This window comes from Microbulbifer sp. YPW1, from assembly GCF_013367775.1.
In the GTDB taxonomy this organism is placed as follows: Bacteria; Pseudomonadota; Gammaproteobacteria; order Pseudomonadales; family Cellvibrionaceae; genus Microbulbifer.
The window spans coordinates 4,372,084-4,387,781 of the sequence record NZ_CP055157.1; the positions used below are offsets into that span (position 1 = coordinate 4,372,084).

15 protein-coding genes are annotated in these 15,698 nt (G+C 57.6%); 5 read left to right on the forward strand and 10 right to left on the reverse strand.

Annotated elements, in window-relative coordinates; translation table 11 throughout:
* Window positions 1–30: 30 nt before the first annotated feature.
* The 5 genes from HUW35_RS17780 to HUW35_RS17800 all read left to right on the forward strand — a co-directional run bounded on the left by HUW35_RS17780 (window position 31) and on the right by HUW35_RS17800 (window position 3,899).
* Window positions 31–558: a PH domain-containing protein gene (locus tag HUW35_RS17780; RefSeq protein WP_181253549.1), complete on the forward strand. Its 528-nt coding sequence runs from the start codon at window positions 31–33 to the stop codon at window positions 556–558.
* A gap of 120 nt (window positions 559–678) precedes the next feature.
* Entirely contained in the window at window positions 679–1,425 is a 747-nt protein-coding gene (locus tag HUW35_RS17785; RefSeq protein ID WP_181253550.1) for a PPC domain-containing protein, read from the forward strand.
* A complete protein-coding gene (locus HUW35_RS17790) occupies window positions 1,418–2,269 on the forward strand; it encodes a triacylglycerol lipase (protein ID WP_255463370.1) in 852 nt (283 codons plus the stop codon). The genes HUW35_RS17785 and HUW35_RS17790 overlap by 8 nt, the downstream gene beginning before the upstream one ends.
* Window positions 2,270–2,393: 124 nt before the next feature.
* The gene (locus HUW35_RS17795) at window positions 2,394–2,855 is read left to right on the forward strand and encodes a hypothetical protein (RefSeq protein WP_181253551.1); all 462 of its coding nucleotides are present in this window, start codon (window positions 2,394–2,396) and stop codon (window positions 2,853–2,855) included.
* A 27-nt stretch (window positions 2,856–2,882) separates the two neighbouring features.
* On the forward strand, window positions 2,883–3,899 hold the full coding sequence (locus HUW35_RS17800) for a mechanosensitive ion channel family protein (RefSeq protein WP_181253552.1): 1,017 nt from the start codon (window positions 2,883–2,885) through the stop codon (window positions 3,897–3,899).
* Between the two features lie 45 nt (window positions 3,900–3,944).
* Here the strand turns inward: HUW35_RS17800 and HUW35_RS17805 are convergent, their stop codons facing one another.
* The 10 genes from HUW35_RS17805 to relA all read right to left on the reverse strand — a co-directional run bounded on the left by HUW35_RS17805 (window position 3,945) and on the right by relA (window position 15,690).
* Window positions 3,945–4,952: a tryptophan--tRNA ligase gene (locus tag HUW35_RS17805; RefSeq protein ID WP_181253553.1), complete on the reverse strand. Its 1,008-nt coding sequence runs from the start codon at window positions 4,950–4,952 to the stop codon at window positions 3,945–3,947.
* A gap of 84 nt (window positions 4,953–5,036) precedes the next feature.
* A complete protein-coding gene (locus HUW35_RS17810) occupies window positions 5,037–6,152 on the reverse strand; it encodes a DUF3524 domain-containing protein (RefSeq protein ID WP_181253554.1) in 1,116 nt (371 codons plus the stop codon).
* A 69-nt stretch (window positions 6,153–6,221) separates the two neighbouring features.
* Window positions 6,222–7,118, reverse strand: a complete 897-nt coding sequence (locus tag HUW35_RS17815) for an NAD(P)-dependent oxidoreductase (protein ID WP_181253555.1) — start codon at window positions 7,116–7,118, stop codon at window positions 6,222–6,224.
* Window positions 7,119–7,190: 72 nt separating this feature from the next.
* Window positions 7,191–7,991, reverse strand: a complete 801-nt coding sequence (locus HUW35_RS17820) for an undecaprenyl-diphosphate phosphatase (RefSeq protein WP_181253556.1) — start codon at window positions 7,989–7,991, stop codon at window positions 7,191–7,193.
* 69 nt (window positions 7,992–8,060) lie between these two features.
* Complete coding sequence (gene tsaB / locus HUW35_RS17825) at window positions 8,061–8,780, reverse strand: tRNA (adenosine(37)-N6)-threonylcarbamoyltransferase complex dimerization subunit type 1 TsaB (RefSeq protein WP_181253557.1); 720 nt, start codon at window positions 8,778–8,780, stop codon at window positions 8,061–8,063.
* A 283-nt stretch (window positions 8,781–9,063) separates the two neighbouring features.
* Window positions 9,064–9,897, reverse strand: a complete 834-nt coding sequence (locus tag HUW35_RS17830) for a hypothetical protein (protein WP_181253558.1) — start codon at window positions 9,895–9,897, stop codon at window positions 9,064–9,066.
* A gap of 486 nt (window positions 9,898–10,383) precedes the next feature.
* Complete coding sequence (gene hemH, locus HUW35_RS17835; RefSeq protein WP_181253559.1) at window positions 10,384–11,394, reverse strand: ferrochelatase; 1,011 nt, start codon at window positions 11,392–11,394, stop codon at window positions 10,384–10,386.
* A gap of 346 nt (window positions 11,395–11,740) precedes the next feature.
* Window positions 11,741–12,394 carry an adenylate kinase gene (gene adk, locus HUW35_RS17840; RefSeq protein WP_181253560.1) on the reverse strand — a complete coding sequence of 218 codons (654 nt, stop codon included), beginning with the start codon at window positions 12,392–12,394 and terminating at the stop codon, window positions 11,741–11,743.
* Window positions 12,395–12,612: 218 nt separating this feature from the next.
* On the reverse strand, window positions 12,613–13,416 hold the full coding sequence (mazG, locus tag HUW35_RS17845; RefSeq protein WP_181255780.1) for a nucleoside triphosphate pyrophosphohydrolase: 804 nt from the start codon (window positions 13,414–13,416) through the stop codon (window positions 12,613–12,615).
* Between the two features lie 21 nt (window positions 13,417–13,437).
* Window positions 13,438–15,690 carry a GTP diphosphokinase gene (relA, locus tag HUW35_RS17850; protein ID WP_181253561.1) on the reverse strand — a complete coding sequence of 751 codons (2,253 nt, stop codon included), beginning with the start codon at window positions 15,688–15,690 and terminating at the stop codon, window positions 13,438–13,440.
* Window positions 15,691–15,698 lie beyond the last annotated feature (8 nt).

Below are 15,698 nucleotides of genomic sequence, written 5' to 3' on the forward strand. Positions count from 1 at the left end.
ACCCCTTTCCATCCCGCCGGATACAAGCCTATGACCACTCAGCCAACCGCCCCGCACGTATTCTCTGCTCCCTGGGGGCGCCAGCTGGTGCTGATCACGTCCCTGTGCGGTGTCATTCTGTTTGGCATCAGCGCGGTATTGCTGGCGAGAGCGCCAGAAAATCCCCCCTGGATGTATCAGGTGGGTACTTGGATGCCGCTGGCGATATTCGCCCTCTGCGCACTTTTTTCCGTGCGCGGTTACAGCCTGCAGGATCACTATCTTATTGTGCACAGGCCGGGCTGGCGCACGCGGGTCAATCTGGAGGATTTGCAGTCGGTCTCCCATCAGCCGGATGCAACCCGGGGGTCCATCCGGATCTTTGGCAACGGTGGCCTGTTTGGCTTTACCGGCCTGTTTCGCAACCAGAAACTGGGCCGCTACCGCGCCTTTGCTACCGACATTTCCCACACGGTGGTTATCCGACTTCCCATCCGCACCATAGTGGTCACACCGGACAATCCGCAAAAGTTTGTGGATCTACTGCACCCGCTCGCTCGCGACGCGGACACGAATTAATACCTCAGATAACAGTCCGGCTTTCAGCGCACTGCCAATAATCAGCGTTTCGCTGGCGCTGATCTACACTGAAACCCAGTGACGTAATTTCGACTGACCGCGCCACTGGCGGGAGGAACTATGCAGTTTATGACCCCATCAAAGCTCGTGAGCGCGCTAATTTTTGCCCTGCTCTGCAACTTCACCTGGGCCGACGAAGCCCGCACCGAAGTCCTGCGCTTTACCAAAGGTGCCACCGGAACATCAGTTTCAAGCAATATCACCGGCTATAACACGGTAAATTACAAGGTCACCGCCAAGGCGGGCCAGCAAATGGTGGTCAAGCTATCTACCAACCATACGGCAACCTATTTCAATGTTTATGCGCCGGGCAGCGGCCCCGGTGATGCCGCCATATTTATCGGCTCCACCAATGGTGATCGCTACGCTGCCACACTCCCCAAAAACGGGACCTATACCATTCAGGTTTACATGATGCGCAGCGCCGCCCGACGCGATGAATCGGCGGACTTCAAGCTGCGTGTGGATATCGACAGCGCCAACAGCAGCGACTCCAGCTCCGAACGCGGCCGGAGTCGCATCGCCTGGGATTACGATGCCAGCGGATATCTGCCCTGCTCTGCCGGAGAACCCAACTTCCGCCGCCAGTGCCCCATGCAGGTCAAGCGCGCGCCCGGTTCGGCGGAAATCAGAACCCGCAAACCAATAGAAGAGCATGGCCAGCGGGTGCTCTACTTTGCCAACGACCGCTTCAGCACCGACGACGGCAGCCCATTGAACTGGCAGCGCCAGGGAGACAACTGGTGGCTGGCGGCGGGGAAGCAGGAGTACTACCTGATTCCAGACGCCGTGATTTTTGGTGGTTGAAGCGGGTAGAATCGGTGTTGATCCATTCAGACACCGGTTTCCTTTTATGGCTACTCGCTTAAATACGCAGTATTTCCCCATTGGTAAAATCTCCGCGGTGTTTTTATGCGGCCTGCTATCGACGCTTGCCAGGCCCACGCTGGGCGCGCCCTCCCAAACCAATGACTGCGTGATCCTGCTGCACGGACTGGCCAAATCCGAAAGTTCGATGGAAAAGCTGGAACGGGCCATCGACAAGGCAGGGTATATCGCGGTCAATGTGAATTACCCTTCGACCGATTTCCCCATCGAAAAGCTCGCCGGCCCGGCAATCGCCCCCGCCCTGGACGAATGCGCCCGGGCAACAGGCGATGACAATGCGCCAGCATCGCAGGTGCATTTTGTCACCCACTCGATGGGTGGCATTCTGGTGCGTCAGTACCTGAGCCGGGTGAATATTGAAAACCTGGGACGGGTGGTCATGCTGGGCCCACCCAATCAGGGCAGTGAAGTGGTGGACAAGCTGGGCAGTTTCCCCGGTTTCCACTTTATCTTCGGCGATGCGGGGCTGCAGCTCGGCAGCGGTAAAATGAGTGTTCCGAACACACTGGGAGGCGCGAATTTTGATGTCGGTATCATCGCCGGAACCAAAAGCATCAATCCGATCCTTTCCGGCATGCTTCCGGGCAAGGATGACGGAAAGGTCACCGTATCGCGCACACGCCTGCAAGGGATGCAAGATCACCTGGAAATGCCGGTCACCCACGTTTTCATGATGAAAAACCCAAAGGTCATCCGGCAGGTAATCCACTATCTCCAGCATGGCCGTTTCCAACGAGAGACGGAACAGCATAGCGGCGTATAGGCCAGGAAAGTCTACTGAACGCCTAAATCTGCCGGCAAAATGGCTGGCAGAACGACTAAACGACTATTAGCCCCTCCGCGAATCTACACTGGATGCCTTGATTGATCCTTTATCAGGGCTACCAGTGCGAATAAACCTGCTGCTCCGACATTCACTCTGCGCACCGCTGCTGGTGCAGCTACTATTGTGCGCCCTGCCCGCGGCTGCCGATACCAGCGTTAGCCACGCCCTGCGTGAAAGAGTGGAGCTTCATAGCGACAGCCCCGCATCCGCCCCCCAAACCCAGACTGCGCGGGTTACCGCGACCATCAATGGCCACCAGGCCATCGAATACCTGATCGATGCCAAAACCGGCCAATCGTTAGAGCTTGACGTGCACAGCAGTAATACCCGGGCGGGCTACCGTATTACCGCACCTGCGGCTCCGCGCGCACTGCACCGGGGCCACGGCCAGCACTCGCGCTTTTCCGTGACCCTGCCGAGAGACGGCACCTACAAGGTTCTGATCTACCTGATGCGCAGCGCAGCACAGAACGGAGAGAGTGCCGAGTTTGCCCTGGATATACGCCTGAGCAATCCTGGCTGATTTACCACTTGCCGCAGATTTTTCACGATGCAGAACACAGGCGCTCAAACTAGCGAAGCCGGACAGCAGAATAGTGTTTCTGCGGACTACAGTGCCGCCATAGACCAGGTCGACAGCTGGGTGGATGGTGCGATCAAACTGATACCCAACTTCACCGTCGCGCTATTGGTATTACTGATTGCCTTTATTCTTGGCAGTATTTTCCGGTTTGTTGTGCGGCGGCATCTCACCCGCAGAGACCGGAGTAATCTGGGAGAGGTACTGGGTAGCCTGGTCAAGTGGAGCGTGATACTGGTGGGCTTTCTCCTTGCCGCCACCATTGTCATGCCCAGCCTCAAGCCCGGTGACCTGATCGCCGGATTGGGCGTGGGCTCCGTGGCCATCGGCTTTGCGTTCAAAGATATTCTGCAAAACTGGCTCGCTGGTCTGCTCATTCTCGTGCGCCAGCCTTTTGAAATCGGCGATCAGATCAAAGTCGCAGACTTCGAGGGCACCGTACACCGCATAGAAACCCGCGCTACCCTCATCGACACCTACGACGGCCAGCGGGTGGTCATGCCCAACAGTGACATCTACACCAACGCCGTGCTGGTAAAAACCGCCCACACTAAACGACGCAGCGATTTTGAAATCGGAATTGGCTACAGCGACAGTATCGGCGAGGCGTGTGACGTTATCCGCAGTGCGGTGACACAGGTTGAAGGCGTTCAGCAGTCACCGGCGCCGGAAGCCCTGCCGTGGGAGCTCGCCGCCAGCTGGGTAACCATTCGCGCCCGCTGGTGGACGAATAGTGCCCAGACCGATGTCACCCATATACGGGCTCGGGTCATTCAATCGGTAAAAGAAGCGCTGGATGAAGCGGGTATCGATATGCCGTTTGAAACCCAGGTACATCTATTTCACGACCAGACCGACGAATCCGATGGAAAACCGGGTCAACAGAGGGAGGGCTGGCCCGCGCCCCCGGCAAACCGCGGAGAAAAACAGGCCGGCAACGCTGAGAGGGAGCGCGGAACCGGAAATACCGGCCCGCAAAATAAATGAGCCCACTGGATAGTGGGCTCAGGAGTAAAGCGCTAGGTCAGCGTATCAGCCAATCTTGCGGATACCCACCGCTTCGCGCAGTTTAGCGAGGAAAGGACGGGAATAGGCACGCGCCTTTTCTGCGCCTTTTTCCAGCTCCTCTTCAATCTGCGCCGGATTGGCCAGCAGGGTTTCATAGCGCTCGCGCGCTTCACCAATCTGCCCGTTGATCAGTTCAAACAGCTGTTTCTTGGCCTCGCCCCAGGCGATTCCCTCTTCAAATGCCTTGCGCATTTCCGCGGTCTGCTCGGGTGTGGCAAACGCCTGCCAGATCTGGAATACGGTAGAAGTATCCGGATCTTTCGGCTCACCCGGCTCCAACAGGTTGGTCTTGATCTTGTTGATGTGCTTTTTCAGTTTCTTTTCCGGCAGGAACAACGGAATGGTATTGCCGTAGCTCTTGCTCATCTTGCGGCCGTCGAGGCCCTGCAATACGGAAACATGCTCATCGACCACCGCTTCGGGCAGCGCAAAGTGCTCGCCGTAGTGGTGGTTGAAACGCGCAGCGATATCCCGCGCCATTTCGATATGCTGAATCTGGTCCTTGCCTACGGGCACCTTGTTGGCATTGAACATCAGGATGTCCGCGGCCATCAGGATCGGGTAGCTGTACAGTCCCATATTGATTCCGAAGTCTGAATCCTGACCGTCATCGCGGTTGGCATCCACCGCAGCCTTGTAGGCGTGTGCGCGGTTCATCAGGCCCTTGGCGGTCTGGCAGGTAAGCAGCCAGGTCAGCTCAGGGATTTCAACGATATCGGACTGGCGGTAGAAAATCACATTGTCGGTATTCAGCCCCAGGGCCAGCCAGGTTGCGGCGATTTCCAGGGTGGACTGGTGAACCTGTTCCGGATCCTGACACTTGATCAGCGCGTGGTAGTCCGCCAGAAAATAGAAGGACTGGTTATTTTCTTCCTGGCTGGCGGCAATGGCCGGGCGAATCGCGCCCACATAGTTACCCAGGTGGGGAGTGCCAGTAGTGGTAATGCCGGTAAGTACACGCTGCTTGCTCATAAATCCTAGAGGTTCCGTTCTTGCTAATCGTCAATCGGCGAATCAGGGCCGAATGATACCCGTTTCCCGCGGGGGGTTGTATGTTCAGGTCGATTTGACCTGCCCGCTGGCACACTCGCTCAGCAGCGTGTGGTACTGCACCCTCATCTGGTCCCAACTGAAATCCGAGATATCCGGTACCGGCGCCACCTCACCGGCTTCGATCCCCTTCGCGCAGCGCAGCATGGCGCTGCTGAGGTTGGCTGCACAGGACTCCACATCGTCGGAGAAGCGCCAGCCCCGCCGCCCGAACCACTCGGGGTAGGCGAGATTATCCGGCACCAGCGGCTGGCAGCCCGCCGCTACCGCCTCCAGTACCGCCAGCCCCTGAAAATCGTGCCGTGCGGTGGAAATCACGGCGTGGCTCTGTCCCAGCAGCTGGCGATATTCCCCAAGGCTCTGTCGATACCCCCAGGCACCCAGCGCGCCCAGCTTGTCGAGCAACTTCCGGATATGGGCGAACTCCGACGGTTGCCGCCGGAATTGCTGCCCCACCACATGCAGGGTAAATGGAATCTGCTGACGCCCGAAACGCCGCACTGCGGCCAGCAGGATATCCGGGCCCTTATCGTACTCCCAGCGGTGATTCCAGATGAAGGTTGGACGCGCCGGCTTGTCCGGCGGGACCATGAAGGCGTCACGCTCCAGCGGTACCGGAAGCACCCTGGATTTGTCCGCAATCTCCCGGCAGATACCTGCGGGCACATGGTCGGGCAATTTTTGCAGCAGTGCTTCCGCCCCCTGCAGCAGGGTATTGCGGTTGTATTCAGAATTGAACAACAGCAGGTCCCCGCTCAGCGCGGTATAAATGTTAAGCAGCTGGGGCTCTACCGAGGGCACCGCATCTTCACTGCGCGGGTAATCAAACTGGTTCTCATGGAAATACACCGCCGTGGGGACTCTGGCCAATTCTGGCACCAGCCCGCGCAGCGAAGAGAGGTCCGTCATCGACGTGGCTACAATCAAATCCCAGGGCTGGCGCAGGATCGACAGGGCATCTCCCCTGCCCCAGCTGAGGCTGTTGCCGCGCACCCGCCAGCTGAAATAACGTGGCGGTAGACTGAGCACCGTCCACTGCCAGTCGGGAATGGCGGCCACCAGGCCGCGCCGCCAGCGCTTGTGACTGTCGGCATCGTAAGCGGAAAGCAGAAGCACTTTCACGGAATTACCTGAAGGTTCAAGGATGGAATGGGGAAATGGCGCCGGCCGAACGACCGGCGGAAACGCAAATCAAGACCCGCTGTTTTCAAAGTCCCGCAGGTTGGTCAAACGTGCAAACAGACTGGAGGTGTCCCAACGACCACCGCCCAGTGCCTGCACTTCACTGTAAAACTGGTCCACCAGCGCGGTAACCGGGAGTAATGCGCCGTTGCGCTGGGCCTCATCGAGTACGATTCCCAGATCTTTGCGCATCCAATCCACCGCAAACCCGTGTTCATAGTCACCGGCCAGCATGGTTTTATAGCGGTTTTCCATCTGCCAGCTCTGGGCGGCGCCCTTGGAAATGACCTCCACCACCTGCTCGGGATCCAACCCGGCAGCGCGGGCAAAATGCAGCCCTTCGGAAAGCCCCTGCACCAGCCCCGCAATACACACCTGATTGACCATCTTGCACAGCTGTCCACTGCCTACCGGGCCCATCAGATTGAGTGCCCGCGCATAGCTATTCAACAACGGCGTCACACGCTGATAATTGGCTTCATCGCCGCCCACCATAATGGTCAGGGCGCCGTTCTCCGCCCCCGCCTGGCCGCCGGATACCGGCGCATCGAGAAACCCGATGCCCCGCTCGGCGGCCGCCGCTGCCAGTTCACGGGCAACGTTGGCTGATGCGGTAGTGTGGTCGACAAAAACACTGCCGGATGCCATCCCGTGAAAAGCACCGTCACTGCCAGTGGTCACCTGTCGCAAGTCATCGTCGTTTCCGACGCAGGCAAAAACAAATTCCGCCCCGCTGGCGGCTTTAGCGGGTGTCGTAAATGCTTCACCAGCGTAGGTTTCCAGCCATTCACTGGCCCGGCTACCGGTGCGGTTGTAGATCTGTACCCGGTAGCCGGCGCGCGACAGGTAGCCCGCCATGGGGAAACCCATTACACCGAGCCCGATAAACGCCACTGTAGTTGTCATAGAAATACCCGATCAGAAAAAACATTCAGCGGTATATATGTTACTGCTGCATTCACATTAGAGTCTGCGGCGTCAGCTGGAGAGGATCAACCAGATCAGCGCGCCACCAAGCAGGAAGCGGTAAATGGCGAAGGGGCCCATGCCAATACGACTGATAAACTGCAGGAAAAAGTGGATACACAGGTAGGCACTGATTCCGGAAAGCACCACCCCGAGAATAATATTTCCCCACGGCACGACTTCTGTATCGAGCAGATCGAGGGTCAGCAGCAACGCGCTCAGGGTGATCACCGGGATCGACATCAGGAAAGAGAAGCGCGCCGCAGCTTCACGCTTCATCCCCAGCATCAAGCCGGCGGTCATGGTAATACCGGAGCGTGAGGTCCCCGGAATCAGTGCCAGCACCTGTGCCGCACCGATCATCAACGCCTTTTTCCAATCCAGTTTGCCCAGTTCGTCCCGGCGGGCACCGTGTACATCCGACCACCACAGCAGCGCACCGAAGACGATGGTGGTGGCAGCAATCACGGCCGAGGAACGCAGGTGGGTTTCGATAAAGTCCTTGAATATCAGCCCAGCGAGCCCGGCGGGGATGGTTGCCAGCACAATCAGCCAGGCGAGGCGCCCTTCGTCGCTGAATTGGCCGGTCTTGAAGCCGCCTAACCCGTCGACAATCAGTTGCCAGACGTCCTTGCGGAAATACACCAGCACGGCAATCAGGGAGCCGAAATGCACCGCTACGTCAAACGCCAGCCCCTGATCCGGCCATCCCAGAACCTGGTTGGGTAGAATCAGATGCGCAGAGCTGGAAATGGGAAGGAATTCGGTCATGCCCTGAATCAGGGCCAGAATAATGGTCTGAAAGGTTTCCATACTGTTTACTACATTCGCCAGCGGCAAGTGCCCTGCGCTGGCATTTGTTAATTGTTATACGGCGCTCTGTCAGCGCGCGCGAATACGCTCGCGCTTTTTCCAGGTCACCTCGTTGCGCAGGTATGCCGGCTCCAGAGCATCGGCGGTGACATATTCACCCTTTTGCCACAGATCTGCCGCTAACGTGACAATATCCTGTGCATGGATGGCCGCATCTTGCCAGATTCCCAGTGGGCTCAGCGCCGAAAGTTGCGGATACTGCCAGCCGGGTCCAGCTGCATACAGCGGACATGCGTCCCCAGCAGCCCCCAGAAACCCGCCCTGCTCCAGGGCCGCTACCACTTGCTCCGGGCTGGATACCGCATCCGCCAGAATTGCCTCCCCCGGGCGATCTGACGAATAGAGTCCCCAGTATACCTCCTGCATACGCGCATCCAGCGCCGCCAGTACCGGAGCGCCGCTCCAGTCCGACTGTGTACGCACTGCCCCCGCAGCCATCGCCGCAAGACTGGAAACCGGAACCACGGGCTTGTCCGATGCAAAAGCCAGGCCCTGTACGCAGCTGATGGCGATGCGCAGGCCGGTAAAGGATCCAGGGCCCTGACTGACCGCGAGAGCGTCAACCTCGGCCAGGGAGCTCTGGGCTTGCGCCAGTACAGACTCCACCATGGGCAGCAGGCGACGGGTATGGTCACGCTCGGCGCGGACAAACTGCTCGCAGACGCGGCCATCCTGGTACAGCGCCACAGAGCAGGCACCGGACGTGGTATCAACAGCCAAAAGTTTCAAAGCTTGGAATCCGTGATGAATAGCGGAGAGACGGCCCCACCTCCACTCTCCAATACCCGCAGGATGCAGGACAGGGAGGGAACAGGACCTAAATCAGGGGCGAATTGTGGCATGCCCAGCGACAAACGCAACTGGCGCCTCTGCCGCGTTCCATATACCCCTTTTTGATAACCGGCGCCCCGATGGGTGTTCCAGCTTTGCCGAACATCCAAAAACAAAAGCCCCGGCCATAATGGCCGGGGCTGAGTGGACTGCACTGGGCATACGCTTGTATCGCCCGGGATCAGGACTTCTTCGGTGGACGACCTCGGCGAACACCGGCCTTCTTGGCCGCAGCTTTGGGCGGACGCCCGCGGCGGGCAGATTTTTTGGGGGCCGACTTGACCTCCTTGGTGGCAGCCTTTTTGGCCGCGGCCTTCTTGGGACGGCCTGGCGATTTCTTGGCGGCTGACTTTTTGGCCGCAGGCTTCTTGGCTGCAGACTTCTTCGCCGGGGTCTTCTTGGCCGCCGACTTTTTAACAGCTTTCTTCTTTTTCGCCGCTTTGGACGCTTTCTTGGCCTCGGCCTTGGCTTTGGCTGCGGCCTTTTTCTCCAGCGCTTTGGCTTTGGCTGCGGCCTTCTTCGCCGCGGCCTTCACTTTTGCGGTCGCTTTTTTCTCTGCGGCTTTTACCTTCTTGGCATCGGCCTTGGCGCGGGCTTTTTTCCAGCGACTTTCGAAAGCTTTCACCGCTTTCTCAAGCTCTTTATCCGCCTTGGCAGAAAGCTTCTCAGCCATCTCCGCCACTTTCTGCTTGGCGGACTCCTCGGCCTGACGCACCGCGTCCATCGCACTGGCCTTGGCCAACCCGACCTTCGCCTCAGCAAGCTTGGCGCGCTGTTCACGCAATTTGCTATTTGCAGAGCTCAGTGATTGCTTGGCAGCAGCAGAACCGGTTTTCTGGACCCTCGCGCGGGCTTTCCCCACACGATCCAGTTGTGCATCCATTGCTTTCGCAGCGGAATCCACGGCTTTCTGCGCCTTGGCTACCACCGGTGAAGTGTTCGCGGCGGCCTTGGCTGCCGGCTTGGCTTTGGCTACACGTTTTGCCTTGGCCTTTTTCTTTGCGACTCGTGCCATCCCTTGTCTCCTCTTTCTCTGTAAAAGAAGTCACCCTGAACACAGAACTACGTGCTGACCGACATTTCAGATCAATCCGACTGGATTGCTGCCGGGAGCGCTACCGCTCCCGACAACCATGTGGACTCCGGAAATGTCCCGCCACTCTCGAATGCGGCAAAAACCCTGAGAGCCTCCCCGCCGGAACCTCGCTCACTGATATCGGCCAGGGGAAATTGTGATTCCTCTCTGTAGTGCCTGACAGTGATACCCGACAGTGGTGCCTGGACCGATATCATCGACTGGAAGACTGCCTTAATCTCACTGAAATTCGGGCAACCCAGCCATTCAAAATGACACGGTTGTATCAAAGTTAATAAAAAAAATAGGGTTTGCAAGAAAAAGGGTCAAAAAAAACCGAATTTTCGGAAGAAAATCGGTTTTTTTTGATTGCCGGAGGATGTTTTAAGGTTTTTCCCGGCTGTGCGGTAAATCGGACTGAAAAAATTACTTGCCCGGTATTCCCGGAATTCGCTCCCGGGCAATCGCTTCCAGCAACTGAATGTGGTCTTCGCGCGCATTCAAAGCCGGTATATATCGATATTCCCGGCCGCCGGCCTCGATAAAATTAGCGCGATTCTCTACCGCAATTTCCTCGATAGTTTCCAGGCAATCAGCGGCAAACGCCGGGCAGATCACATCCACACTGGATACGCCACTCTGGCCCCACTCAAGCAGGGTTTTGTCCGTATAGGGCTGCAGCCATTCCGCCTTCCCGAAGCGGGACTGGAAAGTGATTTCCCATTTTTCCCGCGGCAGGTTTAACGCCTCTGCGAGCTTCTCTGCAGTACCACAACAGTGCAGGTAATAGGGGTCGCCCTTGCGGGTATTGGCTTTGGGAATACCGTGGAATGACATCATCAGTTTTTCCGCCACACCGTTCTTTTCCCAGTGCTCCCGTACCGAATTCGCCAGTGCCTCAATATAAAGAGGGTGCTGCCAGTAGTCGTGGACCACGGTGATATCAGGCACGTTGCGTGAACTGCGAATGATATCCGCCACCTGATCATATATGGCGCCAGTGGTTGTAGCGGAATACTGCGGATAAAGGGGGATCACCGTAAAACTGGTGGCTCCCGCCTGAGCCAGCCGAGAGATGGTGTCCTCGAGGCTGGGGGCCCCGTAAGTCATCGCATATTCAACCAGCAACTGGCCAGCCGGGGAAACTGCCTCCAGTCGCTGCTGCAGCAGTTGCACCTGCCGCTGCGTGTAATAGGTAATCGGGGATCCGGTCACCGCCTCTCCATCCAGCCCCTGGTTCCAGATTTCTTCGTAGGCCGGCGCAATTCGCTTCGGCCTCAAGGGCAGAACAAAGAGGTTGAGGATCAACTTCCACAATGGCCGCGGTATTTCCACCACGCGGGGATCAGACAGAAACGCCCGGAGAAATTGCCGTACTGCCGCCGGCGTCGGTTCCGCAGGCGTGCCCAGGTTCATCAGAATGATCGCGTGAGCCATATTCGTTTCACACTCCAGTAGGTATTCAGTGGCCAACAACAGGCATCAATGGTTGATCTGGAATCGCCCGGTGCGGATAACCTGCCCGGCCTTCCTCCGCCCGCGATTCGGAATCAAGTCGAATTGTGGGGCAGGAGTATTTCAGAAACTGGCAGAAATGTATTTAGCAGGCTTCTTATGCACACAGATAGTCTGCGCCAATCAGACAAGCATCACCCCGCACACCGTCAGCGCGGAGTTGCGCTAACAGAACGCAAAAAAGCTCCCGAAGGAGCTTTTTAGAGAAGAAGCAGCAAGAAGCTTCTTGCCCGCGCGCTATCACAGGACTTCGACCCGCTCAGGGGACTCAGCTAAGGGCTGCGATCACCTGGTCGCGGATAGCATCCATAGAGCCTACACCTTCTACCTTACTGTACTTGGGCGCTGACTCGGGCTGGCGCTGTTCCAGCTCGCGGTAAAAACCAACCAGAGGCTCGGTCTGCTCGTGATAGATGGAAAGACGATTGCGCACGGTCTCTTCGCTGTCGTCGGCGCGCTGTACCAGCGCTTCGCCGGTCACGTCGTCCACACCTTCGGTTTTGGGCGGGTTGTACACCAGATGGTAAACGCGACCAGAACCTTCGTGTACACGACGGCCTGACAGGCGCTTTACGATTTCCTCGTCGTCCACGGCAATTTCCAGCACGTGGTCGATGGATACTTCAGCATCCAGCATGGCCTGAGCCTGGGGAATGGTGCGAGGGAAGCCGTCGAACAGGAATCCGTTGGCACAATCCGGCTCTGCAATACGCTCTTTGACCAGAGCGATGATCAGGTCATCGGAAACCAGTTTGCCCGCAGCCATGATGTCTTTAGCCTGCAGACCCAGCGGGGTACCCGCCTTGACCGCCGCCCGGAGCATGTCCCCGGTAGAAATCTGAGGAATTCCAAACTTCTCGGTGATGAACTGGGCCTGAGTACCCTTACCAGCGCCCGGAGCGCCCAGAAGTATGATTCGCATAAAGAGATAATCTCCAGATCATGCCGAGGCGCAGCGCAGTCATTGCGGCGGGCCACCGTAAAAAGAGCGCTACCTTACACTTTGCCCCATGCCAGAACAAGTCCGCATGTGGTCTGGCCGAATTCGGTAATTTTTTTACAAAACTCGGCAATTTTATTCCAGATCCAAGAGTTTAGCGCCACTTGCCGCTCCGCGACCGCCCCTGCCTTGCACCAAAACTACTTTTTGGCCTCTTCCCAAAGCTGGTCCAATTCTTCCAGAGAAACGTCTGAGGGCTGCAAATTCCGTTGTTTCAGCGCAGATTCCACCGCGCCAAAGCGCTGCTGGAATTTACGATTACACTGGCGCAGCGCCGCTTCAGGATCCTCGTTCAAATGCCGGGCAACATTGACGCAGGAGAACAGCAGGTCTCCCAATTCTTCACGGGAATGTTCGCTATTTCCACTGGCAATGGCTTCGCGTAATTCCCGCACTTCCTCTTCGACTTTAGCCAACACACCATCGATCTCGGGCCAGTCGAAACCCACTTGAGAGGCGCGTTTCTGCAGCTTGGCGGCTCTGGTCAGTGCGGGCAATCCCGCTGCAACACCATCCAGTGTGCCCTGCTCTCCCTTGGCTTCCCGCTCCGCAGCCTTGATCAGTTCCCAGTTGGCTTTCACCTGTTGCTCGTCGATCTCGCGGGTCTGATTGTCCCCATGCAGATCGCCGGAAGGAAATACATGGGGATGGCGCCGCACCAGTTTCCTGACCAGGGTATCGACAATACGGGAAAAATCGAAATGGCCCTGCTCCCGTCCGAGCTGGGCATAAAAAATCACCTGAAAAAGGAGGTCACCCAGCTCTTCATGCAGGTGTTCAAAGTCCTCCAGCTCAATGGCCTCTGCCACTTCGTACGCCTCTTCAATCGTAGAGGGAACAATGGATGAAAACGTCTGCTTCAGGTCCCAGGGGCAACCGCCATCCGGGTTGCGCAGCTGTGACATCAGAAACTGCAGGTCTTCTACGGTATAGGTTTCTTTCATGTCTGCCATCAGGTTACAAAATCAGTGAAGAATACGCCGGTTGGCCGACGCAACATTGGGCAGCTGGTTGATGCGATGCAGCACCTGGCTGAGCTCTTCGAAATTGTGAATCTCGGCAGTGATTACCATATCTACCGTGTGCTTGTGTTTGTTAGAGCGGGTCTGCATGGCGGTAATGTTGATGCGCTGGCTATCCAGCATGGCGGTGATATCCCGCAGCAGACCGTGACGGTCGTATGCTTCCACCATGATTTCGACAGAATAAAGATCGCTGGGTTTTTCCGCCCACTCCACCTGCAGGATGCGCTCCGGCTCATCGGACTGCATACGCAGCATATTGGCGCAGTCCTTACGGTGAATGGAAACACCGCGCCCCTGGGTGATGTACCCCATGATGTCGTCCCCCGGCAACGGATTGCAGCAGCGGGCGATCTGCGTCATCAGGTTACCCACACCGTCGATGTAGACGTCGGCCTGTCCTTCGCGGGCAACCGGCGCCGTCAGGGAAACGACCGGCTCCCCCCGCTCGACTTTTACCATGCGCTGGGCAGCATTGAGCACCTGGCCGACACCGATATCGCCGGCGCCAACCGCCGCGTAAAGATCGTCCAGGGAGTGCATGTTGAGTTTCTTTGCGAGCTTCTCGAAATCGAAATCCGCTAGCGCCAGTCGCTTGAACTCGCCATCGAGGATGGACCGCCCTTCCGCGATATTCTGGTCGCGCGCCTGCTGCTTGAACCAGTGAATAACCTTGGCGCGGGCCCGCGAGGTGGTGATGTAACCCATACTGCGGGAAATCCAGTCACGGCTGGGTGCCTCGCGCTTGCCGGTGAGGATTTCCACCTGGTTGGCAGTTTGCAGTTCGTGGTTCAGGGGCACAATGCGCCCGTCCACCTTGGCACCCCGGCAGCGGTGACCGATTTCCGTATGGATCCTGTAAGCGAAATCCAGCGGCGTGGCACCGCGGGGCAGATCGACCACGTGGCCATCCGGGGTAAACACATAAATCCGAGTGTCGACATCGCTGGCCTGGAGGTCGTCCTGCAGCGGGTTGCCACCCACCTCCTCGTGCCAGTCGAGTACTTGGCGCAGCCAGGAAATTTTCTGCTCGTAGCCGTCCTGACCATCCAGCTGGCCGGATTTTTTGTCGGTTCCCTTGTACCGCCAGTGCGCACACACCCCGTACTCGGCTTCCTCGTGCATGGCAAACGTGCGGATCTGGACTTCCAGTACTTTGCGCTCGGGACCGATCACCGCAGTGTGCAGGGAGCGGTAACCATTTTCTTTCGGCGATGCGATGTAATCGTCAAATTCGTTGGGGATATTGCGCCACAGGTTGTGCACGATTCCGAGCACCGCATAGCAGTCCCGTACCGTGGGCACCAGGATACGCACAGCGCGAATGTCATAGACCTGGGAAAAACCGATATTTTTTCGGCGCATCTTCCGCCAGATGCTGTAGATGTGTTTGGCCCGGCCAAATACTTCGCCTTCGATCTCAGCCTTGGACAGTTCGTTGCGCAACATGTCCAGTACATCGTCGATATAGTCCTGTCGCGCCAGGCGTTTTTCATCCAGCAATCGCGCGATCTGCATGTAATCGTCGGGTTCCAGGTAGCGGAACGAAAGGTCTTCCAGCTCCCACTTGATATGTCCGATACCCAGGCGGTGGGCAAGCGGCGCATACACGTCAGCCACTTCCCGCGCGACCCGGCGGCGCTTCGACTCATCCGCCTTTTTCGCTGCGCGGATGGCGCAGGTGCGTTCGGCCAGCTTGATCAGCGCCACGCGCACATCGTCCACCAGTGCCACCAGCATGCGACGGATATTTTCCGAATGCTCTTCTACCGCACCACTCTGGTTTTCCTCGCCGGTATCCGCGCTGCGATTGCGGATCACCGCCATCTGCAGGACACCGCGGATCAGCTTGGCGATGGTTTCTCCCATTTCTTCGGAGACCACCTTGAGTGACAGGCGATTTTCACGTACCGCGCGGTACAGCATGGCAGCGCACAGGGCTTCGCCATCAATCTGCAGGTCCGCGAGAATCTCGACCATTTCCAGGCCGGTAAGAAAGCTGCTGGTCCCCTCCGCCCAGATATTTTGCGCGTCGATGGAGCGATGCTCCGCCTCCTCGCTGATTTCAATGGCCTTGCGGAGGGTCACCAGAGTCCCGCCATCCAGCTTTGCCAACGCCTGAATATGGCGTAGCCAGGCCTCTCTATCGAGGGTGCCGTCGGCCAGTCGCGGGTAATTTTTTCTGACTTGTACCAATGTATTAA